The organism is Microbacterium esteraromaticum (assembly GCF_028747645.1).
Classification (GTDB): domain Bacteria; phylum Actinomycetota; class Actinomycetes; order Actinomycetales; family Microbacteriaceae; genus Microbacterium; species Microbacterium esteraromaticum_C.
The window spans coordinates 86,630-108,877 of record NZ_CP118100.1 but is presented as its reverse complement, the minus strand read 5'-3'; the positions used below and the strand labels follow the sequence as shown (position 1 = coordinate 108,877).

The 22,248-nt window shown below is 69.8% G+C and carries 21 protein-coding genes; 6 read left to right on the top strand and 15 right to left on the bottom strand.

What is annotated here, in order from left to right:
* Positions 1 to 23: 23 nt before the first annotated feature.
* Positions 24 to 614, bottom strand: coding sequence for an ArsR/SmtB family transcription factor (locus PTQ19_RS00495; protein WP_206821338.1), 591 nt, complete (start codon positions 612 to 614; stop codon positions 24 to 26).
* A 72-nt stretch (positions 615 to 686) separates the two neighbouring features.
* Between PTQ19_RS00495 and PTQ19_RS00490 the strand changes: the two genes are divergently transcribed.
* The 3 genes from PTQ19_RS00490 to PTQ19_RS00480 all read left to right on the top strand — a co-directional run bounded on the left by PTQ19_RS00490 (position 687) and on the right by PTQ19_RS00480 (position 5,421).
* Positions 687 to 1,979, top strand: coding sequence for an MFS transporter (locus tag PTQ19_RS00490; RefSeq protein WP_274368037.1), 1,293 nt, complete (start codon positions 687 to 689; stop codon positions 1,977 to 1,979).
* Between the two features lie 107 nt (positions 1,980 to 2,086).
* Positions 2,087 to 4,525: a polysaccharide lyase 8 family protein gene (locus PTQ19_RS00485; RefSeq protein WP_274368036.1), complete on the top strand. Its 2,439-nt coding sequence runs from the start codon at positions 2,087 to 2,089 to the stop codon at positions 4,523 to 4,525.
* 92 nt (positions 4,526 to 4,617) lie between these two features.
* Positions 4,618 to 5,421 carry a MerR family transcriptional regulator gene (locus PTQ19_RS00480; RefSeq protein WP_274368035.1) on the top strand — a complete coding sequence of 268 codons (804 nt, stop codon included), beginning with the start codon at positions 4,618 to 4,620 and terminating at the stop codon, positions 5,419 to 5,421.
* 50 nt (positions 5,422 to 5,471) lie between these two features.
* On the opposite strand, the gene PTQ19_RS00475 is transcribed toward PTQ19_RS00480, so the two are convergent.
* The gene (locus PTQ19_RS00475) at positions 5,472 to 6,695 is read right to left on the bottom strand and encodes an NAD(P)/FAD-dependent oxidoreductase (protein ID WP_274368034.1); all 1,224 of its coding nucleotides are present in this window, start codon (positions 6,693 to 6,695) and stop codon (positions 5,472 to 5,474) included.
* A gap of 168 nt (positions 6,696 to 6,863) precedes the next feature.
* On the opposite strand from PTQ19_RS00475, the gene PTQ19_RS00470 reads away from it, so the two are divergent.
* Positions 6,864 to 7,346 carry an Lrp/AsnC family transcriptional regulator gene (locus PTQ19_RS00470; protein WP_274368033.1) on the top strand — a complete coding sequence of 161 codons (483 nt, stop codon included), beginning with the start codon at positions 6,864 to 6,866 and terminating at the stop codon, positions 7,344 to 7,346.
* Positions 7,347 to 7,352: 6 nt separating this feature from the next.
* On the opposite strand, the gene PTQ19_RS00465 is transcribed toward PTQ19_RS00470, so the two are convergent.
* The 6 genes from PTQ19_RS00465 to PTQ19_RS00440 all read right to left on the bottom strand — a co-directional run bounded on the left by PTQ19_RS00465 (position 7,353) and on the right by PTQ19_RS00440 (position 13,238).
* Positions 7,353 to 8,123, bottom strand: coding sequence for a DeoR/GlpR family DNA-binding transcription regulator (locus PTQ19_RS00465; protein WP_274368032.1), 771 nt, complete (start codon positions 8,121 to 8,123; stop codon positions 7,353 to 7,355).
* Positions 8,124 to 8,149: 26 nt separating this feature from the next.
* A complete protein-coding gene (locus tag PTQ19_RS00460) occupies positions 8,150 to 9,016 on the bottom strand; it encodes a class II fructose-bisphosphate aldolase (protein WP_179409480.1) in 867 nt (288 codons plus the stop codon).
* A complete protein-coding gene (locus tag PTQ19_RS00455; RefSeq protein WP_274368031.1) occupies positions 9,013 to 10,044 on the bottom strand; it encodes a 1-phosphofructokinase family hexose kinase in 1,032 nt (343 codons plus the stop codon). Before PTQ19_RS00455 ends, PTQ19_RS00460 begins: the two co-directional genes overlap by 4 nt.
* On the bottom strand, positions 10,041 to 11,054 hold the full coding sequence (locus tag PTQ19_RS00450) for an ROK family protein (protein WP_274368030.1): 1,014 nt from the start codon (positions 11,052 to 11,054) through the stop codon (positions 10,041 to 10,043). Before PTQ19_RS00450 ends, PTQ19_RS00455 begins: the two co-directional genes overlap by 4 nt.
* A 26-nt stretch (positions 11,055 to 11,080) precedes the next feature.
* A complete protein-coding gene (locus PTQ19_RS00445) occupies positions 11,081 to 11,977 on the bottom strand; it encodes an SIS domain-containing protein (protein WP_274368029.1) in 897 nt (298 codons plus the stop codon).
* A gap of 106 nt (positions 11,978 to 12,083) precedes the next feature.
* The gene (locus PTQ19_RS00440) at positions 12,084 to 13,238 is read right to left on the bottom strand and encodes an ROK family protein (protein ID WP_274368028.1); all 1,155 of its coding nucleotides are present in this window, start codon (positions 13,236 to 13,238) and stop codon (positions 12,084 to 12,086) included.
* A gap of 128 nt (positions 13,239 to 13,366) precedes the next feature.
* On the opposite strand from PTQ19_RS00440, the gene PTQ19_RS00435 reads away from it, so the two are divergent.
* On the top strand, positions 13,367 to 14,434 hold the full coding sequence (locus PTQ19_RS00435; RefSeq protein WP_274368027.1) for a winged helix-turn-helix domain-containing protein: 1,068 nt from the start codon (positions 13,367 to 13,369) through the stop codon (positions 14,432 to 14,434).
* A gap of 30 nt (positions 14,435 to 14,464) precedes the next feature.
* Here PTQ19_RS00435 and PTQ19_RS00430 read toward each other — a convergent pair whose 3' ends face one another.
* Positions 14,465 to 14,779 (bottom strand): chorismate mutase, encoded by a 315-nt coding sequence (locus tag PTQ19_RS00430; RefSeq protein ID WP_274368026.1) that lies wholly within the window; start codon positions 14,777 to 14,779, stop codon positions 14,465 to 14,467.
* A 130-nt stretch (positions 14,780 to 14,909) separates the two neighbouring features.
* On the opposite strand from PTQ19_RS00430, the gene PTQ19_RS00425 reads away from it, so the two are divergent.
* Positions 14,910 to 16,088 (top strand): AI-2E family transporter, encoded by a 1,179-nt coding sequence (locus tag PTQ19_RS00425; protein WP_274368025.1) that lies wholly within the window; start codon positions 14,910 to 14,912, stop codon positions 16,086 to 16,088.
* Positions 16,089 to 16,152: 64 nt separating this feature from the next.
* Here PTQ19_RS00425 and PTQ19_RS00420 read toward each other — a convergent pair whose 3' ends face one another.
* The 6 genes from PTQ19_RS00420 to PTQ19_RS00395 all read right to left on the bottom strand — a co-directional run bounded on the left by PTQ19_RS00420 (position 16,153) and on the right by PTQ19_RS00395 (position 22,156).
* A complete protein-coding gene (locus tag PTQ19_RS00420) occupies positions 16,153 to 17,070 on the bottom strand; it encodes an ABC transporter substrate-binding protein (RefSeq protein WP_179409487.1) in 918 nt (305 codons plus the stop codon).
* 56 nt (positions 17,071 to 17,126) lie between these two features.
* Complete coding sequence (locus tag PTQ19_RS00415) at positions 17,127 to 17,852, bottom strand: ABC transporter permease (RefSeq protein ID WP_206550817.1); 726 nt, start codon at positions 17,850 to 17,852, stop codon at positions 17,127 to 17,129.
* Positions 17,849 to 18,505, bottom strand: coding sequence for an ABC transporter permease (locus PTQ19_RS00410; RefSeq protein ID WP_274368024.1), 657 nt, complete (start codon positions 18,503 to 18,505; stop codon positions 17,849 to 17,851). Before PTQ19_RS00410 ends, PTQ19_RS00415 begins: the two co-directional genes overlap by 4 nt.
* On the bottom strand, positions 18,502 to 19,344 hold the full coding sequence (locus tag PTQ19_RS00405; protein ID WP_274368023.1) for an ABC transporter ATP-binding protein: 843 nt from the start codon (positions 19,342 to 19,344) through the stop codon (positions 18,502 to 18,504). The genes PTQ19_RS00410 and PTQ19_RS00405 overlap by 4 nt, the downstream gene beginning before the upstream one ends.
* Before the next feature lie 140 nt (positions 19,345 to 19,484).
* Positions 19,485 to 20,891: a dihydrolipoyl dehydrogenase family protein gene (locus tag PTQ19_RS00400; RefSeq protein ID WP_274368022.1), complete on the bottom strand. Its 1,407-nt coding sequence runs from the start codon at positions 20,889 to 20,891 to the stop codon at positions 19,485 to 19,487.
* A gap of 167 nt (positions 20,892 to 21,058) precedes the next feature.
* A complete protein-coding gene (locus tag PTQ19_RS00395) occupies positions 21,059 to 22,156 on the bottom strand; it encodes a lactonase family protein (RefSeq protein ID WP_274368021.1) in 1,098 nt (365 codons plus the stop codon).
* Between the last annotated feature and the right edge of the window lie 92 nt (positions 22,157 to 22,248).

Sequence of the window (22,248 nt, the reverse complement as noted above, 5' to 3'; positions counted from 1 at the left end):
CTTCGCCCGCCCCGCCTGTCTGTTCAGATGGTCTCGTCGGCCGCGACGATGTCGATGTTCCAGAACAGGGAGTCGGGGTCGTCGCGGTCGTGCGCCTGCTCGGCCTCACGGAAGACCTGCTCGATCTTCTCCAGCGCGTTCACGAGTTCGACACGGGTCAACCGCGCCGAACGTTGAACGAACGTGCCGCGAATGACGGGATCGCGCCCCTGGGTGTATTCGGGCGCCCAGGTGACCACGCGACGCACGAGTTCGTGATGCTCGTCGGCGATGAGCGCCACGAAAGCGGCCGCCGCAGCTGCGTCGGCGACGGGCTGTTCGGGGGTACCCAGTTCGAGCGCGTGCAACTCGACGGGCTTCCAGACCCGGTCGCGCCGGTCGCGGGCTCGGTCGGGGTCCTCTTCGACGAGGCCCGCCTCGGCGAGCACCCGCAGGTGAAAGCTGAGCGAGTTCGCGGGCACCTCCAGTGCGGCCGACAGGTCGGCCGCACGAGCGTACTCGCGCCGGACGAGCTCGTTGATGATGCGGCGGCGCAACGGATTAGCGAGCGCCTTGAGCATCGCCGAGGTCATCACGGCGGCGCCGCTTCTGCCTTCCGCCGAGCCGCTTCCCATCCCCGCAGTCTAGTCATCAAAACTTGCGCAATTCTAGTTGCGCAAGTTTTCTTGCGCGGTTACTCTGGCGACATGACGATCGAAGCGCCCCCTGTTCGGCTCTGGAGCAACCGCCGCTACCTGCTCTGGCTCACCAGCGACACCGGCAAGGGCCTGGGCACCACACTGTTCAGCTTCGCGATCCCGCTCGTCGCACTCTTCGTCACCAATGACCCGGCCCAGGCCGGCATCATCGGCGGGGTCGGCATGGCGACGCGATTGGTCACGACACTCATCGGCGGCGCACTCGCCGACCGCCACAACCGCATCGCGATGATGCTCGTCGGCGCGCTGATCGCGACGTTCGTCGGCGCGGCCTTCACGGCGCTGGCGTTCTTCGAATCGCTGACCTTTCTCACCCTGCTCCTGCTCGAGGTCGCCCTGTGCGTGCGCGCCGGACTATTCGAGCCGGCGAGCGAAAGCGCGCTGAAGCAGGTCGTGCCCGACGAGGCGATGGGCCGGGCGCAGGCCGCCAACCAGGGGCGCGACGCCGCACTGCAGCTCGCGGGCGGCCCGCTCGGCGGTGCGCTGCTCGCCGCCGGCGCCTGGGTGGTCGGCGCGGTCATGACGGCCGCGTACGCGTTCGCCGCCGCGACCGCGTGGGTGCTGGGCCGCGCCGAGCGGCGCGATCCCGGGCATCCGATCCCTGACGAGAGCACCACGGATGCCGCAGATCCTCAGCCTGCCCGGGGAATGCTGCGCGAGATCCGCGAGGGCTTCCGCTGGTTGTTCTCGCGCCCCGACCTCAGCAGCGCGTTGGTCGTGATCACGATCGTCAATCTGGGTTTGACATCGGCCGTGACCAGTGTGATCTACGCACTGCAGCAAGCCGGACACTCCGAGATCACCATCGGCACACTCTCGGCCGTGATCGGTGTCGCCATGCTCGCCGGTGCACTTGTCGCCCCGCTGCTCGTACCGCGCGTCAAGACCGGTTCGCTCGTACTCGTCGGGCTGACGACGATCACTCTCGGTGCGTGCATTGTGAGTCTCGTCGACTCCCCGATCGGCATCGGCATCGTCTTCGGCGGCGCGGTTCTGCCGCTGCCGGCGCTCAACGCGGCGTTGATGGGGTACTTCATGGTCGCCACGCCATCGCGCCTGCTTGGGCGTGCGAACAGCGCCGCCGGCGTGCTCGGCATGGGCGCGATGCCCTTTGCCCCGCTGATCGCCGGCTTCGGGTTGGCCTGGGCCGGCCGCACCTCGACGCTCATCCTCTGCGCAGTCCTGTGCGCTCTCGCCGCGCTGCTCGCGCTGTTCAACCGACCGTTGCGCTCTCTGCCCACCGAGTCGGGGTGGTCTGCGCACGCCCGGCAGTTCGCGTAGGGGCGAGCGAGCGTTCACCCAAAGGGATCACTCGTTCACGCCCTCTGTACAGGAAGCCAGAAAGCGTTTACCGTAGGTGTCTCCGCCGATTCCCCAGGAGGCCGAAGATGTCCATCCCCACCGTGAACCGCCGCGCGTTCCTCGCCCTGCTCGGCGCGGGCGCACTGGTCACCATGACCGCCCAGCCCGCGAACGCCGCATCCGCCCGTATCGCAGCCTCAGCATCCGCCGATCCCCTCGCCGCACTCATCGAACGACGGCGAGTGATGCTCGTCGGCGACGGCAGCGCCGCCTCCGTACCTGAACTGGCCGACGTGCTGCGCCAGATGAGCGAGGCCGCCTCCGACTCATGGGGCGCCATGGTGCGCCCGGTCGCCGCGCCCGGCGTGTGGGCAGACCTGCCCCTCGCCGGCGTCAGCGGCTCAACCCTCTCAGGCAACATGGGCGTCACCTTCAACCGGCTGTTCAGCCTGGCCCTGGCCTACTCGACCGCAGGCTGCGCCCAGTACCAGGACCCGGCGCTGGCATCCGACCTCACCGCCGCACTCACCTACCTCAGCACCGACGTCTATGTCGCCGGACGGCCGCGCGTCGGCAACTGGTGGTTCTGGGAGATCGGCGTACCCCGCAAGGCCGCCGACACGCTCGTACTGCTGCACGAGGTCGTGCCCGCCGACGTGCGCACCACACTGCTCGGCGCCGTGCGCCACTTCGCGCCCAACCCCAACTGGCGCGGAAGCGGCACCAGCTTCGCCGAGACCGGCGCCAACCGCACCGACAAGGCGCTTTCGTGCGCGCTGCGCGGCATCCTCGACAACCGCCCCGATGAGATCGCGACGGCCCGCGACGCCCTCAGCGACACCGTGGCCGGCGGACGCAACAGCGTCTTCGGGTACGTCACGCGGGGCGACGGTTTCTACACCGACGGCTCATTCGTGCAGCACGGCCGCCTGCCCTACGTCGGCACGTACGGCGTGGTCACTCTTGGCGGCCTGGCCGAGATCCTCGGCCTGCTCGGTGGCAGCACGTGGGACGTCGTCGACCCGAACAAGTCGGTGATCCTGGATGCTGTCGAAGCCGCCTACGCACCGTTCATCTGGAACGGTCGCATGATGGACACCGTGCGCGGGCGCGCCGTCTCGCGGCAGAAGGCGCCCGACTACGTCGACGGCGCCGGCGCCATGACCGCCATTCTGCTGCTCGCCCCCGGCGCCGGCGAGCCGTACCGCAGCCGCTACCTGTCGCTGGTGAAGGGATGGCTGCAACGCAGCACCGAGCAGCAGTACGGCCTGCCCTCGCAGACCGTCGCGAAGTCGCTGCTGGTCACCTCGGTCCTCGGCGACGACTCAGTGGTTCCGGCGCCGGCGCCGGTGTACACCAAGGCCTTCGGCGACCAGGACCGGCTCGTGCACCACCGACCCGACTTCAGCGCCGTCGTCAACGTGTCATCGAACCGCATCGGCCGCTACGAATGGGGCAACCGCGAGAACAACGTCGGCTGGTACCAGGGCGACGGCCTGACGTTCATCTACTCCCCCACCGACCCCGGGCAGTTCGCCGACGACTTCTGGCCGACCATCGACCCGTACCGCCTGCCCGGCACGACGGTCACGGCAGAACCGCGCCAGAACGGCGCGACCGACGGCACGGGCATCCCCCGCGCGTACCAGCCGTTCGCGGGCGGTCTCGCTCTCGATGACCGTTGGGGCATTCAGGGCATGGACCACCTGAACCACAACAAGACCCTGAGCGCCCGCAAGTCGTGGTTCTTCCTCGATGACAAGGTGGTCTGCCTGGGTGCGGGGGTCACGTCGGCATCCGGCTTCGACGTGTTCACCACGATCGAGAACCGATCGTTCCCCGCAGGCGACGTGCCGCGCATCCGCACCGACAACCGCAACCGCGCGATGACCGCCGGTGACGCGGCCGTGACCGTCTCGCGCAACGTGCACATCGCCGGGCACGGCGGATACGTGCTGCTCGATGGCGAGAACGTCAGCGGCGACATCGATGTGCAGGTCGTGCGGCGCACGGGCGACTGGCGCACGATCAACTCGGGCTCCGACACGGGCGGCTCCGACGAGGTCAAGACCCGCGACTACGTCACGATCACCCACCACCACGGCACCGACCCGTCGGGCGGCGGATACGCCTACCTGATGATGCCGAACGTCGCGCACAGCGCGACCTTCGCCGAGTCGGGCCGGCCGAGCGTCGCCGTCGTCGCGAACAACGCCGTGGCGCAGATGGTGCGTGCCGCGCGCGACGGACTCACCCTCGCGAACTTCTTCGCCGAGGGATCGGCGGGCGGATACGAGACCACCGGACCCTGCTCGCTCGCCGTGCGCGAGCACGACGGGCGCACGACGATCGCCCTGGCGGACCCCAGCCGCACCCAGGACGTGGCGCGCGTTACCCTGCCGACGGGCACCGGGACGACCGTCGTCGAGGCGGATGCCGGAGTGCGGGTCGTATCGACGTCGCCGCTCACCGTCGAGTTCGCGCTCGACGGCCATGGCCACGCGGGACGCATCGTGCTGGGATAGTCGTCGGGGCCCCTGGCCAGGTCAGCCGCGGCCGGGCCAGGGGCACGGATCGGACTTGACCCTGACACTGTGGCAGGCAGGAGAACGGATAGATGCTGTCCATCGGAGCGTTCGCGCAGATCGGCCAGGTGACCCATCGGATGCTGCGGCACTGGGACACCTCCGGACTGCTCGTTCCCGCGCACGTCGATGCGTTCAGCGGCTACCGCTCGTACGATCCGTCGCAGCTGCACCGGCTGCATCGCATCGTCGCGTTGCGTCAGCTCGGGTTCGGGCTCGACGACATCGCCTCGATGCTCGACGACGGGATCGACGGTGAGCGCCTGACCTTGTTGCTGAACCAGCGACGCGAAGAGGTCGAGCACGAGCATCGAGTGGCGGCCGCGAGACTCGTCGATGTGGAGCGGCGCCTCCAGCACATCGCCAAGGAGAACCACATGCCCCGTATCGAGATCATCGACAAGCCCCTGCCCGCCGTCCGTCTGGCGGCACGCACGGCGTCGGTCGCCGAGCAGGCCGAGGTCGCCGCGGTCGTCGGCCCCGCGTTTGACGCGATCGCCGAGGTACTCGACACCGTCGGCGCATCGCGCGCCACCCCGATTGCGCAGTACGACACAGGCGACGACGGAATGCAGATCACCGTCGGGTACGAGTACTCGGGGCCTGCGCTCGACGGGGTGGAGATCGTCGAGCTGCCCGCCGCGCCGACCGCGATCTGCGGCGTGCACCTCGGTGGCATGGACCGGATCGCCGACAGCTGGATGGCCATCCACGAAGAGATCCTCGCCCGCGGTCTCGTACCCGCGGGCCCATGCCGGGAACTCTACGTCCGGGCCGTGTCTGACGACCAGACCGACTGGGTCACCGAACTGCAGCAGCCGGTCTCCCGCTCCTGACGCTCTCGTCACGTTCTGGGCGCGCCTGATGCGCGCCCAGAACGTGACGCTCAGCGCAGCGGGTCGAAGGGCTTGATGATGGGGTCGACGCGGCCCGTGACGATCTGCTCGGCGAGCAGCTTGCCGGTCGCCGGCCCCAGCACGATGCCCCACATGCCGTGACCGCCCGCGACGTACACGTTGGGCGCCTGGGTCTCACCGACCAGCGGCAGGCCGTCCGGGGTGACCGGTCGCGAGCCGACCCACTCGTCCTGGCGATCATCGAGGTCGATGCCGGTGAACATCTCACGAGCCTGCGCGATGATCGCCTGCACTCGGCTCGGCTGGAAGGGCTCGTCAGGTCGGCGGAACTCCATGGTGCCGGCGATGCGGAACCGTCCCTCGTAGGGCGTGCACGCGATGCGCTGGAACGGCAGGTACACCGGGTGCTCCTGCGGAACCTCGGTCGCGACGCTGAACGAGTATCCGCGACCGGCCTGCACGCGGGTGCGCACACCGAGCTTGCGGGCCAGCGCGGGCATCCACGCCCCCGTCGCGATGACGACGGAATCGGCCTCGCGACGCTCGCCGTTCGACATCGTCACCACGGGACGACGCGTCGACGAGACATCGACGACGTCGTAGCCGGTGAGCAGTTCGCCGCCGCGGTCGATGAACGCCTGGCCGAGCGCCTCCATGAAGGGTCCGGGCTCGAAGAACCGCTGGCCGTCGAGCCGGTACGCGTGACGGACAGCATCCGACAGCACCGGCGCGAGCTCACGCGGGTTCTCGAGCTTCTCGAAGGGCACGTCCTGCCCGTGGCGGATGACGCCGTCGATCTCATGCAGGAAGCCCTTGGAGTGGGCCTCTTCCTTGAAGCCGATCACGAACGGTCCCTCGCGGGTCCACGACTGCACGCCGCCGTCGATCAACTCGTCGAAGCACTCCAGAGCGATCCGGTCGATCGGTGTGAGGTCGGCCATGGTGCGGTCCCAGGCGCGGTGGGTGCCGTGCGCTGCGAACTGGGCGAGGAACGCCCACAGGCCCGGGTCGACCCGGAACGGCACGTGCAGGGCCGCGGCGGGGTCGAGCAGGGCCTTGGGTCCGTACGTCCACAGGCCGGTGTCGGCGAGCGGGATGGTCTTGCCGGGCGTCAGCCAGCCGGCGTTGCCCCAGGACGACCCGGCGGCGACGCCGACGCGGTCGATGACCGTGACCTCGACGCCGCGTTCCTGCAGGTGCCATGCCGTGGCGAGACCGACCATTCCGGCTCCGACGACGATCGTGCGCGTCATTGCGTCCTCCTGAGACTGCTGCGGTGTGCTTCGCGCGGGCGCGACGAGATGCCCGCTACCTGCGATTATGCAGATCTCGACGATGCGCTGGGGGAAAGTTCGAAGATTCTGCGTACATTGGTGCAGGAACAGTCGGATTATTGCCCCAGCGGGGAAGAAGTGAGTCTCATGGCATCCGAATCTTCGGCCACGCCCCAGCCCGGCCTGGATGCCGTCGACCGCACCCTGCTGTCCGAGCTGAGCCGCAACGGCCGCATCTCGAACACCGAGCTGGCCCGCATCGCCGGAATCGCCGAGTCGACGTGCCTGAAGAGGGTGCGCGCCCTGCAGGCAGGTGGCGTGATCGTCGGCTTCCACGCCGAGATCGCCCCGGCCGCGATCGGACTACACCTCGAGGCGCTGATCACCATCCGACTGCACGCTCATGCCCGCGGCGACCTGCGCCGATTCCAGAGCTATCTCGAGGATCTGCCCGCGACCCAGCGGGTGTACTTCCTGGCCGGAGACCGGGACTTCCTCGTACACGTGGCGGTGTCGGATGCTGCCGCGCTGCGCGAGCTGGTGTCGGACACCCTCAGCCTGCGCCCCGAGGTCGCCTCGACCAGCACCAGCCTGATCTTCGCGCAGGCAGCGGGCTCTCGCGGGCTCTGATCGGAGTCAGCCGGCGCGCACCTCATACCCGGCATCCGCCAGCGCCGAGCGCTGCGCCGGGGTAGCGCCAGCGTCCGTCAGCACCACCGGGAACAGCTCCGGCCCGCCCACATGCGCGAAGGCCTCGGTTCCGAGCTTCGAGGCGTCGGCCACGGCATAGGCCGCACCGGCCCGCTGCGCCATCAGGCGGTTCACCGCGGCCTCGGCCTCATCGTGCGTGCTGGCACCCGACGGCGCCGAGAGCCCGTTGACGCCGATGAAGGCGACATCGAGGCGGATGCCCGAGAGCAGCTGTTCGACGAACGGGCCGACCAGCTCGAAGCTGCGCGGGTGGATTGCTCCTCCGGTGACGACGACCTTGAACTCGGGGCGCATCGCGAGCTGAGCGGCGATGTTGACCGCGTTCGTGACGACCGTGAGTCCCAGCTCTGCGAGATCGTCGCGCGCGGCGAGTGCCGTCGCGATGGCGTTGGTGGTGGTGCCACCCGAGAGCCCGACGACCTGCCCGGGCACCACCAGCGCCGCTGCGGTCGCCGCGATCTGCTCCTTCGCGCCACCCTGGTGCCCGCGATACCGGATCGGCAGCTCGTACGCCACGGACTGCGCCACGGCCCCGCCGTGAGTGCGCGTGAGCAGCCGCCGGTCGGCAAGACTGTCAAGGTCGCGCCGGGTTGTCGCCGCGGATGCCCCGAACCGATCCACCAGCTGATCAACGCTCACCTCACCCTGCGCCGCGAGCAGGTCGAGGATGGCATTCAGGCGTGCGGCGCGGTTCATGGTGGTCCTGGGGTGGTGTGCGCGGCTCAGTCGGAGACCAGGGCGAACAGCCGCAGCATCCGCGCCGCTTCTTCGGCAACGGCCTCGCGTGCGGGCCGCAGGTACTTGCGCGAGTCTACGAGGTTCTCGTCCGCGGCGAGCGTCTCGCGCACCGCGCGCGTGAAGAACCCGTTGAGGTGGGTCGACACGTTGATCTTGGTCATACCGGCGTGCACGGCCTGCACGATCACGTCGTCCGAGACGCCCGATGAGCCGTGCAGCACCAGCGGCACGTCCGCACCGTCGCGGCCCGCGCCGCGCAGAGCGGCGCGCAGGCGCCCGATCAGGTCGATGTCGAGCGCGGCTGAGCGGTCGAGCATGGCGTGCGACGAGCCGACCGCGACGGCCAGCGAGTCGACACCGGTCGCCTCGACGAAGGCACGTGCCTCGTCGGGGTCGGTGCGCACACCGGGGGCGTGGGCGCCGTCCTTGCCGCCGACCTCACCGAGCTCGGCCTCGATGTAGACGCCGGCGGCGCGGGCACGGGCGGCGACGTCGGCGGTGACGGCGACGTTCTCGTCGTAGTCGAGCTTGCCGCCGTCGAACATCACCGATCCGAAGCCGAGTTCGATGGCCTCGTCGACGAGTTCGGGGCGCTCGGCGTGATCGAGGTGCACGGCGACGGGCGTCTCGGCGCGGCGGGCGATGGCGAGCGTGGCCCACCCGATCGGCTCAAGACCGCCGTGGTAGTCGGCACAGTTCTGCGAGATCTGCAGGATCACCGGCAGCGAGGCGCGCTCGGAGGCCGCCACCAGGGCTTCGGCGGTCTCGAGGTGGATGACGTTGAAGGCGCCGAGTCCGGTGCCGACGGCGGCGGATGCGCGCATGAGGTCGCGGGCTGAGACGAGGGTCATCGGGTCTCCTTCGGGGTGAGGATCAGGGCGCTCTCCAGCTCGGTCCACGTGGGGTGGATCTCTCCGGCGAGGGGCATGAGCACGGCGGCCGCCGACCACGCGGTCGCGCGACGCAGAATCTGCGCGGGGTCGTGGATGCCGGCATCCATCAGCACGGCGCACGCGGCGACGGCCGCGTCGCCGGCACCCGTCGGATTGCCGGCGAGAGCCGTGCCGAGTCGGGCGTGCAGGATGTTCACCGGCGGGTGCGCACGATACGTTCCGGGGGCCGACACGCCAGATGTCGGACCGGATGCCGGGGATCGTCCGACATGTGGTGAGTCGGCCCCCCGTTCGTATGCGTCCGGTGTGACCGCGAGCATCCCGTCGGCACCGCGCGACAGCAGCACCAGTTCGGCGCCCCGGCGCAGCAGCTCTCGGGCGCCGTCGATCGGGTCGACGAGGCCGGTCGCCTCAGCTAGCTCGTGCTCGTTCGGCTTGAGCACCGATGCACCGGCATCCGCCGCGGCGAGCAGCGACGGACCGGACGTGTCGACGATCACGGTCGCGCCGGCTGCTCGGCCGAGGCCGATCAGCGTGGGCAGCACGTCGTCGGGCGTCGCGGGCGGGAAGCTGCCCGAGATGACGAGTACGGCGGGACCGGCGGCGAGCGCCATCGCGACCTTGTCTCGCAGGGCGTCCCATTCGACGGCGGTCGGCGCGATGCCGCGTTCGTTGACGATGGTCGTGTCGCCGAGTGCCTCATCCACGAGGGCGATGCTGCGCCGGGTGGCGGCTGTCACCGGCACGAGCACGTGCGGCACACCGGCCGCCTCAAGCTCCGCCGCGAACTCGGCCCCGGTTGCGCCTCCGGTGGTGGTGATCGCGAGCGCCGCGGCTCCCTGCGCGTGGGCGACGCGGGCGACGTTGAGGCCCTTGCCGCCGGCGCGCGCGGCACCGGCATCCGCGCGGTGGGTGCCGCCGGCGACGATCTTCTCGACGTGCCAGGTGAGGTCGAGGGCGGGGTTCGCGGTGACGGTGACGATCATGCGGTGCTCCCGGCAGCGGATGCCGCTTCGCGGGCGTGCAGGGCCGACCCGAGGATGCCGGCATTGCCAGACAGTTCGGCGGGCACGAGCTTCGGGATGCGGTGGAAGCTGAGCCGGTCACGCAGGCGCAGGTTCAGCTGGTCGAACAGGGCGCCGCCGGCGCGCGAGAGCCCGCCGCCGATGACGACGGCCTCGGGGGCGATCACGGCGGTGAGCTGCGCGATCGAGAACGCCAGGGCGTCGAGCGCCTCGTTCCAGATCCGGTCGGCGGTCGCATCGCCGGCTGCGGCCAGCGCGATGACTTCCTTGGCCCCGCCGAGGTCGGTGCCCGAGGCCTCGGCGTAGCGGCGCGAGATGGCTCCGGCCGAGGCGATGGCTTCGAGGCATCCACGCGCTCCGCACGGGCAGGGCCATTCGCCGATCGGCGAGTGCCCGATCTCACCGGCATAGCCGCCTGCGGTGTGCGGGCGGCCGTCGATGAGGATGGCGCCGGCGATGCCGGTGCCGATGATCAGCACGACCGAGTTGCGGTACGAGCGGGCGCCACCGAGCACGTGCTCGGCCCAGCTGGCCGCGCGCACGTCGTGGTCGAACGCGACGGGCAGCCCGAAGCGCTCGGCGGCGAGGTCGCGGATCGGCGCGTCGCGCCATCCGAGGTTGCTGCTGAACACCCCGACGCCGGCCTGCTCGTCGACGATTCCGGGGACGACGAGGCCTACGGCCTGCGGCACGACGTCGGGGTGCTGTGCGCGCAGTTCATCGGCCAGCTCGGCGAGCCGGTCGATGAGGCGCTGAGGGGCGCCTGCGCCGCCCGCCGGGGTGGGCGTGCGGCGCAGGCCGAGAGCGGTCCCGTCGCCGTCGAACAGTGCCGACTTGATGTCGGTGCCGCCGACGTCGAATGCGAGGACGGGGGCGCCGTGTCCGATGGACGCGGCGCGCGCGAGCTTCTCTCCCGAGGCGTCGATGGGAACGTCCGGGATGCCGGTGGGGTCAGTGGCTGAGGTGCTCACGTGCTCTCTCGTCGGGTGGTCGGGGCTCAGTCGTCGAGGATGACCGAGCGGGTCAGGTTGCGGGGCTGGTCGGGGTCGAGACCCTTGCCGACGGCGCGGTCGAGTGCGACGCGGTGCAGGCGCACCAGGTCGGCCATCGGGTCGACGGCGTGCTGCACGAAGCGGGCGCCGGTGGCTTCGACCTGTGCCTGCAGGCCGTCGGGGGCCGTGCCGAACTGCCAGGTGATGCGGCCGGGGGCGGCGATGGCGATGGGGCCGTGGCGGTACTCCATGGCCGAGTACGACTCGGTCCACGACTGCGACGACTCGCGCATCTTCAGTGCGGCTTCGTGGGCGAGGCCGATCGTCCACCCCAGGCCGAGGAAGCTGTACTGCTCTGCGGCGCCGAGCTCGGCGTCGTCGGTGCTGTCGAGCACGGCCTGCGCGTCGGCGATCACCGGGTCGAGGTCTTCACCGAGCGATGCGCGGAACAGTGCCAGCGCGGTGGTCGCGAAGCGGGTCTGCACGACCGACTGCTCGTCGGCGAACGGCATCGCGATGACGGTGTCGGCGAGGTCGACCAGGGGCGAGGTGTCGTCACCGACGACGGCGATGACGGGGGTCTTGCCCTTGACGCGCTCGGTCAGTTCGAGCACCTCGGTGGTGGTGCCCGAGCGGGTCAGCGCGACGATCGCGTCGTAGCCGCGATCGGTGGGGACCTCGGATGCCGTGAAGGCGTCGGATTCGCCGAGCCCGGCATTCTCGCGCAGGGCAGCGTACGACTGCGCCATGAACCACGAGGTGCCGCAGCCGACGACGGCGATGCGGGCACCGGATGCCGGCAGCAGCGCCTGCTCGGTGCGCATGCCTGCTGCACGCGCCCAGGTCTCGGGCTGCGATGCGAGTTCTGCGCGCATGTGCGCGCCGGCGGTCGTGTCTGTCATGTCTGACTCCTCGGCTCGGGCCACCCGACGCTCGCGGGTGTAAGTTTTTGATTGTTTGAGCGGCTTAACGCTCACAATACCTCATTAAACCGACGAGTGGGAGGGTTCACCGAGGTGCGGATGCCCTCAACTGCCCCGCGCACCATCGCACCCCCAACGCCGAGCCGAGCGCCAACTGCGCCGCTCCCACGTGCCCGCCGACGCCCGAGGTCGCCACGCGTACCGGCACCGTGACAGCGCCCGTCGGCGCGACGCCGGCCTGCGCCCGGACCTGCGCGAAGAAGTCCTCTCCGAGCCCCGCGATGGCGCCGCCGATCACAACCTCGGCCGGATCCAGCATCGCCGCGAGCATCGTGATCACACGTCCCAGTGCGACCGCCCCCGCGGTGAGCCGCTCAGGATCAGCGGCCGCGACCAGCGCGTCGAAGGCGGCAGCATCCATCCCCTCGACGAATCCGTCACCCAGCATCGCCGTCATCGAGGCGGCCGATTCCAGGCATCCGCGGCGCCCGCACTCGCAATCGTGGGCGTCGTCACCGAACACCACCGGCACATGACCGATCTCACCGACCCGGGCGGACGGCCCCGGCGCCAGTTCACCGTCCAACGTGATCGCGGCCCCGATGCCGATACCGAGATGCACGAACAGACGGCGACCGGATGTGTCGGCGGCGACCGTCATCTCGGCGACGGCCTCGGCGTCGACGTCGTTGACCAGCAGGGTCGGCACGCCGAGCTCATCCGCGATCTGGGCTGCCAGGGGCACATCCACCCACCCGAGCTGCACACTCTGCAGCACGCGCTGACCGTCGGTGGCGCCGGGCAGCTGCACCGCGGCGGCGAGCAGACGCGAGGAGTAGCGTCGCCCGACACGTGAGATCACCCCGCGAATCCGCTCATCGCGATCCACCGGAGTGAACGACTCACGCTCGTCGTGCACCACTGCACCGTCGAGCGCGACCAGAGTGACCTGCACATCACTGAACCGGATGACCGTCACCAGAAGCAGGTGATGCGATCCATCAACGGCCAGCGTCGTCGCCCGCTTTCCACCGGTGCTCGCCGCGGGGCCGACCTCGACGACGAGCCGGCGCGTAATCAGCTCGGCGACCAGCGAAGAAGCCGTCGCGGCCGTGAGCCCGGTCGCCCTGGCGATCCCCGCGCGGGTCTCGCGACCCGAGCCATCGAAGACCAGCTGCAGCGCGCGGCGCAGATTGAGGCGCCGCACAAGGGCCTGACCGTCGAGGTCCACGTCGAGCATCCGCGGTCCTTTCTGCGATAGGGCGTCGAGACGATCTTTGACATCCGTCGGCGCCGAGCATACGCTCGAACAGTAAGTTTAGTCATTGAACTAAGTAATCCCGGCGACGCCCGACCCGAAGGAGCACGATGGCCGAGACCGTATCGCTCTCGGCGCGGGCCACCGCGCAGCAGCTTCCGGTGCACGGCACCCGGCGGCACAACCGCGCCGTCGTGCTGCAGACCCTGCTCCGCGAAGAGACCGCGAGCCGTGCCGACCTGGCGCGCATGACCGGCCTGGCGCGCCCGACCATCACCGAGGTGATCCGCGAACTGCTCGCAACGGGGATCGTGATCGAGACCGGGCAGAGCCAAGAGGTGCGCGTCGGCAAGCCATCGGTGATGCTCGAGATCGACCGGCGGGCCGTGCAGTCGATCGCCATCGACCTCACCGGACCAGACTGGATCGTCGGAGCGGTCTGCGCGCCCGACGGCAGCATCCTGCTACGCAGCGAGGTCGCCCGCGATCCCGATGCCGACGTCGCCGCGTCCGTCGCCGCGATCGCGGCGCGACTCGTCGAGCAGTCCGACGCCGCGGTGCTCGGCATCGGACTGGGCATCGGACTCGGCCAGCGGCATGAGGCCACGGCATGCAACGCGGCTCTGGCCGCTCAGCCGACCACCGCGTCGTTGACCGTGCACACCGGCCTCGAAGCCGACGTCGTCGCCCGCGCCGAGGCGGGGCACGGCACCGACGAGTTCCTGCTCGTGCGTCTCGGTGCGGTCACCAGCACCGCGATCATCACCGCGTACACCGCCGACGCTTCCACCGCCCGCGAGCTCGCCCACCTGGATGTCGGCGGCGACGCGGGTCGGGAGTGCGTCTGCGGCAGCCGAACGTGCGTGCACGTGTGGCTTACCGTGCTCGCTGAGCGCTGCGAGAGCGCTCCTGACGAGACAGCGCGAGACGCGGTGCGAGACGAGGCCGGTGCCCGGCTCGGAGCCCCGCTGGCCGCGATCGTCTCGGCGCTGGATCTGCCCCAGGTGGTACTGAGCGGAGACACCGCACTGCTGGGCGAACGGCTGTGTCACGCGGCCGAGACCGCGCTGATGTCGGCGCGCCTGCCAGGCGCGCACGTCGAGGTGCGCTGCAGCGCGGTGCGCGATGCGGTGCTGCACGGCGTCGCCGCGCAAGTGCTGGCCTACGAACTGGCCTGACCACGCCGAACGGTCAAGGCCCGCAGACGGTCAGCGCCCCTCGGCCGCCTCGGTGTGATGGCGGATGACCTCGGCGACGACGAAGTTAAACCACTTCTCGGCGAACTCGGGGTCGAGGTGCGCCTCTTCTGCCAGCGCACGCAGACGGGCGGTCTGCTGCTCCTCACGCGCGGGGTCGGACGGCGGCATGCTGTGCATCGCCTTGAGCGTGCCGACCTGCTGCGTGCAGCGAAAGCGCTCAGCGAGCATGAACACCAGTGCGGCGTCGATGTTGTCGATGCTGGCGCGCAGGCGCAGCAGCTCGGCAGCAGCCTGTTCGGCGACCTGGTCAGCGGCGTCAGACATGATCCTCCCGGTGTTCGCTCTCCCACGATAGCCAGCCACCGAGCGCGATTCGCGCACGATGTCGAGAATTCTGCGCGCAGCGGGCGAGTATCGACAGTGCGCGGACCGGGTCGCGCCCTAGAGTGTCGTCATGAGCTCAGCAGAGAACACGGAGTCCGAGCCGGCGGCGACGCCGCCGAGCGATGTCGCGACCGCGCGCACGGACCAGAAGGCGGATGCTGCGCGCCCAGGGGTCGACGCTCCGGCACCGAGCCGTTCGTTCTGGACCCGCATCGACAAGCCGTTCGTCTTCGGCTTTCTCGTCACGCTGGGCGGGCTGACCGCGTTCCTGCTCTCACTCACCCTGGCGAACCTGTCGACGGTGCTGATTTACATCGCCTTCGCACTGTTCGCGGCGCTGGGCCTCGACCCGGCGGTGCGGTTCCTCGAACGCCGTGGGCTCTCGCGCGGCATCGGCGTACTCATCGTGCTGCTGGGTCTGATCGGCGTGCTCGCCCTCGTGCTGCTGATGATCATCCCGGTCGTCGTCGAGCAGATCGCCCAGTTCGTTCGCTCCGTTCCCGGCCTTGTCTCGGACTTCATGCGCAGCGACGCGTACGCCTGGTTGCAGGGGCAGTTCGGCGATCAGTTCGCGCAATTCGTGCAGGACGCTCAGAAGTTCCTCACCAGCGGTGAGACCTGGCAGGCGATCGGCGGTGGTGCTCTCCAGGTCGGCACCTCGATCGCCACTGGCATCTCGGGCATCATCGTCGTGCTCGTGCTGACCCTCTACTTCGTCGCCGGCCTGCCCTCGATCAAGACGTCGCTGCTGCGCCTGGCCCCGGCCCGCGACCGTGCACGCGCCAGCGACCTCACCGACCAGATCACCGACTCGGTCGGCGGCTACGTGCAGGGCATGGTCGTGCTGGCCTTCATGAACGCCACCTTCGTGCTGATCATGTACCTGGTGCTCGGGCTGCCGTTCCCGCCGCTGATGGCCACCATCGCCTTCCTGATCACCCTGATCCCGCTGGTGGGTTCGGTGCTGTTCTGGGTGATCGGCTCGTCGATCGCCCTGTTCTCAGACCCGTGGCAGGCGCTCATCTTCGCCATCGCGTACCTGATCTACATGCAGATCGAGGCGTACGTGCTCACCCCTCGCATCATGAACAAGGCCGTGTCGGTGCCGGGATCGCTGGTGGTCATCGGCGCCCTCGCGGGCGGCACGCTGCTGGGTCTGCTGGGTGCACTGGTCGCGGTACCCGTGACCGCGTCGATCCTGATCATCATCAAGCAGGTCTGGATCCCGCGTCAGGACTCGCGCGTCTGATCTCTCGCAAACGCAGAACGCCGGCTGAAGAACGATTCCTCAGCCGGCGTTCTGCGTTTCGGGCTCAGATCAGCCCGGCCTCTTGCAGCCACTGCGTCGCGATCTCGGGCGACGACATCTGGTCGACGGTGCTCTGCACGTTCAGGGCGACGAGGTCATCGGCCCCGAGCTCGGCGCTGACGGCATTGATGACCTCGCTGATGGCGTCGGCGACGTCGGCCGAGGCGATCGGCACGACGTTTGAGGCCAGGATCATGCTCTCGGGGTCCTCGAGCGCCACGATGTCCTCGGTCTGGAACGCAGGGTCGGCGGTGTAGATATCGGCGACCTGGATCTCGCCCGCCAGCAGCGCGTCGAGCGTGCCGGGGCCGGTCGCCGAGAACGTCACGTCGACACCGTAGACGTCCTTCGCCCCGGTGGGGCCGTACGGTCGCTGCTCGAACTCGGGGGCCGCACCGATCGTGGCCGGCTCGCTGAGGTTCGCCAGGTCGGCGATGGTGGTCAGGTCGTTCTCCTCGGCGAACGAGGTCAGCACCGTGTACGTGTCCTGGTCGCTGGCCTCGGCGTAGTCGAGTGCTGTCAGCCCCTCGGGCAGCGCCTGCTGCAGCGCGGCGTACACGTCTTCGGCACTGGTGGCCGTCGCGCTGTCGTCGAGGTACTCCAGCAGGTTGCCGGTGTACTCGGGGAACAGCATGATCCGGCCCGACTCGATCTCGGGCATGTAGGCGTCGCGCTGACCGATGTTGAACTGGCGGTCGACGGTAAAGCCGGCGTTCTCGAGCGCCTGCGCGTAGATCTCGGCGACGATCTCGTTCGAGTAGTAGGCCTGCGATCCGACGACGATCGTGTCGCCGTCGGCGCTGGTGTCGTCGGTGGGCTCGTCGAGCGGGTTGCCGCCCGTTCCACATCCGGTCAGCGCGATTCCGGCGATCAGGACGACCCCCGCGGCGAGCGCGGTGCGGGTCTTGCGAGAGGTGAACATTTCGGATGCCTTTCGGTTGGGGTCAGGCGGAGGATTGGTCGGCGGGGTCGGCGTTGTCAGGCCGGGGCGGATGCTACGCGCCCGGCGCGCCGGGAAGCCGGCGCTCCGGACTGCTGCACGCGGACGCCGTGGGGCACGGCGGCGCGCTGTGCAACGGCGAGCAGCAGGTCGGCGATCAGCGCGAGCGCGGCGACGAGGATCGCACCGCCCAGCACCTGGTCGAAACGGCGCAGCGGGATGCCCTGGATGATGGGCCAGCCGAGACCGCCGAGGTTGACGTACGCGGCGATGGTGACGGTGGCGATGACCTGCAGTACGGCCGCGCGCAGACCGCCGACCAGGAGCGGCAGACCGAGAGGCAGCTCGACCTTTGTGAAGATCTGCCACTCGGTCATGCCCATGGCGCGGGCCGCGTCGATCTCGCGTCGGTCGATGGCCTCGAGGCCGGTGTACGCGCCGGCCAGCAGTGACGGGATCGCCAGCAGCACGAAGGTGATCACGGCGGCGAGCGGAGTGCGCACGACGCCCAGCACGAGCACCAGCAGCACCAGCAGACCGAATGAGGGCACGGCACGGGCGGCGCCCGAGATGGCCACGGCGATCTCGCGCCCCTTGCCGGTGTGACCGATCAGCCAGCCGATCGGCAGGGCGATCGCGGCGGCGACAGCGACCGAAACGACCGTGTAGAACAGATGCTGTCCGAGCAGGGTCTGCAGCGCGTACGGGCCCTGCAGCCGCTCGGGTGAGAACAGCCACGCGAAGGCATCGGCGAAGAGGTTCATGACGCACCTCCGACGGCCTGAACGGTTCTGGACCACGGCATGAGCACGCGACCGAGCAGACGCAGCAGCAGGTCGACGAGCAGCGCGATGATCACCACGGCGACCACGCCCGCGAGCACCTCGGCCACCAGGCGGCGCTGCTGCCCGTTGGTGAACAGGTAGCCCAGGTTGGTCACCCCGATCAGAATCCCCACGGTCGCCAACGAGATGGTCGACACGGCCGTCACCCGCAGCCCGGCGAGGATGACGGGACCCGCCAACGGCAGTTCCACACCCCAGAATCGGCGCGGCGCCGCGTATCCCATCGCGGTCGCCGACTGACGCACGCCCGGGTCGACCGAGTCGAGCCCGTCGGCCACGGCGCGCACAAGGATCGCGACGGCGTAGATCGTCAGCGCCGCGACGAGGTTGGCTTCACTGATGACCGAGTAGCCGAGCGCGGCGGGCATCAGGATCAGCAGGGCCAGCGACGGGATCGTGTAGAGCAGGCCGGTGAGCACGATAACCGGGCCGCGCACCAGCCGGAATCGCCAGGCCACCCAGCCGAGCGGAATCGAGAGCACCAGGCCGAGCACGATCGCGATCATGCTCTGGCGCAGATGCACCAGAGTCAGCTCGAAGATCAGCCCGAGGTTGTCGACGACCCAGCTCATGGCGTCGCAGAGCTCGCATCCGCAGCATCCGCGAGCAGGCGTCCCTGGGTGCGCCCCTCGGAGTCGACGACGACAGCACCGCGCGCGGTCTGCTTCACCCGCAGCGCGCGGCGGCCGCGCTCTGCCCCGATGAACGCCGCGACGAAGTCGTCGGCGGGGTTCTCGATGATCTCGCTGGGGCTGCCGACCTGCACCACGCGCGCGCCCTTGTCGAGAATGACGACCTGGTCACCGAGCAGGAACGCCTCGTCGATGTCGTGCGTGACGAACACGACGGTCTTGTCGAGCTCGCTCTGCAGACGGATGAGCTCTTGCTGCAGATCTGCGCGCACAATCGGATCGACGGCCCCGAAGGGTTCGTCCATGAGCAGGATGTTCGGGTCGGCGGCAAGGCCGCGGGCAACGCCGACGCGTTGCTGCTGCCCGCCCGAGAGCTGGCTGGGGTAGCGATCGGCGAGAGCCTGATCGAGGCCGACGGTGTCGAGCATGACGCGGGCGCGCTCGTGCGCCTGCCGACGCCCGGCACCGGTCAGGCGCAGCACCGTGGCGACGTTGTCGAGCACGGTGAAGTGCGGCATCAGGCCGGAGTTCTGCATGACGTAGCCGATGCTGCGGCGCAGCGCGACCGGATCGGCGCCAAGCACGCTTTCGCCGTCGATCTGCACATCGCCCGTCGTGGGCTCGACCATGCGGTTGATCATGCGCAGCAGGGTGGTCTTGCCGCACCCCGACGAACCGACGAACACAGTCGTCTTTCGCGAGGGCAGCACCAGGCTGAAGTCATCGACGGCACGGGTGCCGTCGGGAAAGGTCTTGGTGACGGAGCGGAACTCGATCATCGTGCGGTGCCGCCTACCGGCGGGATCCTTCGGGTCGTGCCTTCATGGGGTCGTGCCTCCTCGATCGCCTCTCGAGCGTAGGGGACACCGCCGACGTCAGGGGCGGATCTCAGGCGATTCGCCGTATTCATGCGCCGCGTTCAGGCCGATGACCGCCCATAGGCCTCCAGCAGGCGCAGCCAGATCTCGCCCATCGTCGGGTACGCGGGCACGGCGTGCCACAGCCTGCTGATCGGCACGTCACCGGCCACGGCGATCGTCGCCGCCGGCAGTATCTCAGCCACGTCGTCGCCCACGAACGTGACACCCAACACGACGTCCCGCTCGGTGTCGACGATCATGCGGGCCAGACCCGCATAGCCGTCGGCGTGCAGTGCGGCTCCCGCCACGGCGCCGAGGTCCTGATCGACGACCTCGATGCGATGGCCGGCCGCGCGGGCGGCATCCGCGGTCATCCCGACCGATGCGACCTCAGGTCGCGAGAAGACCACGTGCGGCACGGCGGAGTGATCGGCGGATGCCACATGCCGGCCCCACGGCTGATCGGCCACGACCTCGCCGCGCGAGCGGGCCACGATCACATCACCCGCAGCGCGGGCCTGATACTTGCCCTGGTGGGTGAGCATCGCGCGGGCGTTGATGTCGCCGACGGCATACAGCCAATCGGTTCCGGGCACCAGCATCGTGTCGTCGACGGGCACCGCCGCACCGGCTTCGAGCCCCACGAACTCGACGCCGATGTCGGTGCTGCGGGGCCGTCGCCCGGTGGCGACGAGCACTTCGGCGGCGGTGATCTGCGCGCCGCCGGCCGTGACGCGCACCCGCGCTCCCTGGCGACGCACCTCGGTGGTCTCGGTGTTCAGACGCACATCGACGCCCATCTCGAGCAGACCCGTGGCCACCCGCTCACCGGCGAACGGCTCCATGCCGCCGAGCAGCCCGGTGCGTGCCAGCAGCGTCACCCGCGATCCGAGTCCGGCGAATGCCGTCGCCATCTCGACGGCCACCACCCCGCCGCCGATGATCACCAGCGACTCGGGCACCTCCTGCGCGCTCGTGGCCTCACGGCTCGTCCAGGGCTCCGCCTCGGCAAGACCCGGGATGCCGGGGATCACAGCCTCCGAGCCGGTGGCGATCGCCACCGCGTGGCGAGCGCGCAGCATCCGCTCTCCGTCGTCGGTGACGACGGTCACCTCGCGCTCGGCACTGAGCCGACCACGACCGCGGACGAGGTCGATGCCGGAGTCGCGCAACCAGTCGACCTGTCCGGCATCCGACCAGTGCGCCGCGAACGCGTCTCGGCGGGCCAGCACCTCGCGGGGGTCGAGCGAGGCGCCGGAGACACCGCGCACCCGCTCAGCGGCGTGCGCCGCGTGGATCGGGCGCAGCAGCGCCTTCGAGGGCATGCACGCCCAGTACGAGCATTCGCCGCCCACCAACTCGTTCTCGACGATGACGGCGGTGAGTCCGCCCTGCACGGCGCGATCGGCGATGTTCTCTCCCACCGGCCCGCCGCCCAACACGATCAGGTCGTACTCATCGGTCATGGTGGCCTCCGCCCCCAGTCTTGCCGCTACGCGCGCGGATGTCACGGGGTTGGCTCAGAGAACGAGTTGTTCACAACTCCGGAGATTCTGGCCGTGCAGGCGCGCAGAACCCCGCGCAAGGGGTGTCGTCAGTAAGAACTCCGGAGTTGTGAACAGCGCCGCAGCGCTCAGCGCGCGGGCAGCACGTGCGACGGCGTGGGTGCGGCCGTGACGTGACGCACGTCGCGCGGTGCGCCGGTGCGCTCGTCGAGATCGACGACGCTGATCGTGTTCGACCGCTGCCCCGATACGAGCAGCGTGCCGTCGTGTACGAGGTGGTGGCGCGGCCAATCCACCCCCGATTCGGCGAGCGCGAGCGGTTCGAGTGACTCGCCGCCGCCGCGCACGCGCAGCGCGGCGAGCGTGTTGCTGCCGCGCAGGGCCGTGTAGAGCGTGTGCCCGTCGCGCGAGGCGGCGAGTTCGGCGGGAAAGTCGAAACCCGGCTGCGCGATCGGCGACGCCGTGGTGGCCGAGACCAGACCCCACGTCCCGGCCCGATCGGATGCCAGCGTGAACACCTCACACGAGTACTCGGTCACCACGTGCAGGTGCCCACTGGGATGCATCACGAGGTGCCGGGGCCCGGTGCCGCGAGGCAGCACGACCTCGTGGTCGAGGTCGAGCGCGCCCGAGGTGGCGCGCCAGATCCGCACCAGGTCGAACCCGAGGTCGGTGGTGGCGATGCGCCCGTCGGGCAAGAAGACCGCCGCGTGCGCGTGCGATTTCCGGGGATCCTCCCCCGCCGGAAGGGGATGGGGGTCGGATGCCGCATGCCGGCGCTCCTCGGTGGACTGATCGCCGCCGAGGAGGGCGGCCCGCAGCGCAGCAGCCTTATCGGTCACCGGTTCGACGAGTCGGCCGTCGTCGGCGAGGCCGAAGCTGATGACGCGCCCGTCGCCGTAGCAGCTGGCGATCAGCATCCGCCCTCCGGGTGACACCGCGAGGTGGCACACGCCCTCCCCTGCCGCGACGGGCGGGGCGAGCGGACGCAGGGTCGTCTCGCCGTCGCGGGCGAACGCCTGTACCTTGCCGGCGCCCTCCAGTGCGGCGTAGACGACGTCGAGCGTCGGGTGCGCGACGAGCCATGAGGGTGAGGCGGCCCGGGCCGCCGTGCCGCGGTGCCGCAACGTCGATGGCCCGCGTCCTTCGTCGACCGACAGGATCCCGATCCCGTCGCCGTCGCCGTCCATGTCGGGCCCGTAGCCCCCCGTCCAGAACCGCGTCATGCTCTCCCCTGTCTCTCCGGCCCTGCGCCTGCGCCCTGCACCCGTCTATTTGTCGCAAACCCGCGCTATCGCACCCGGATAGCGCGGGTTTG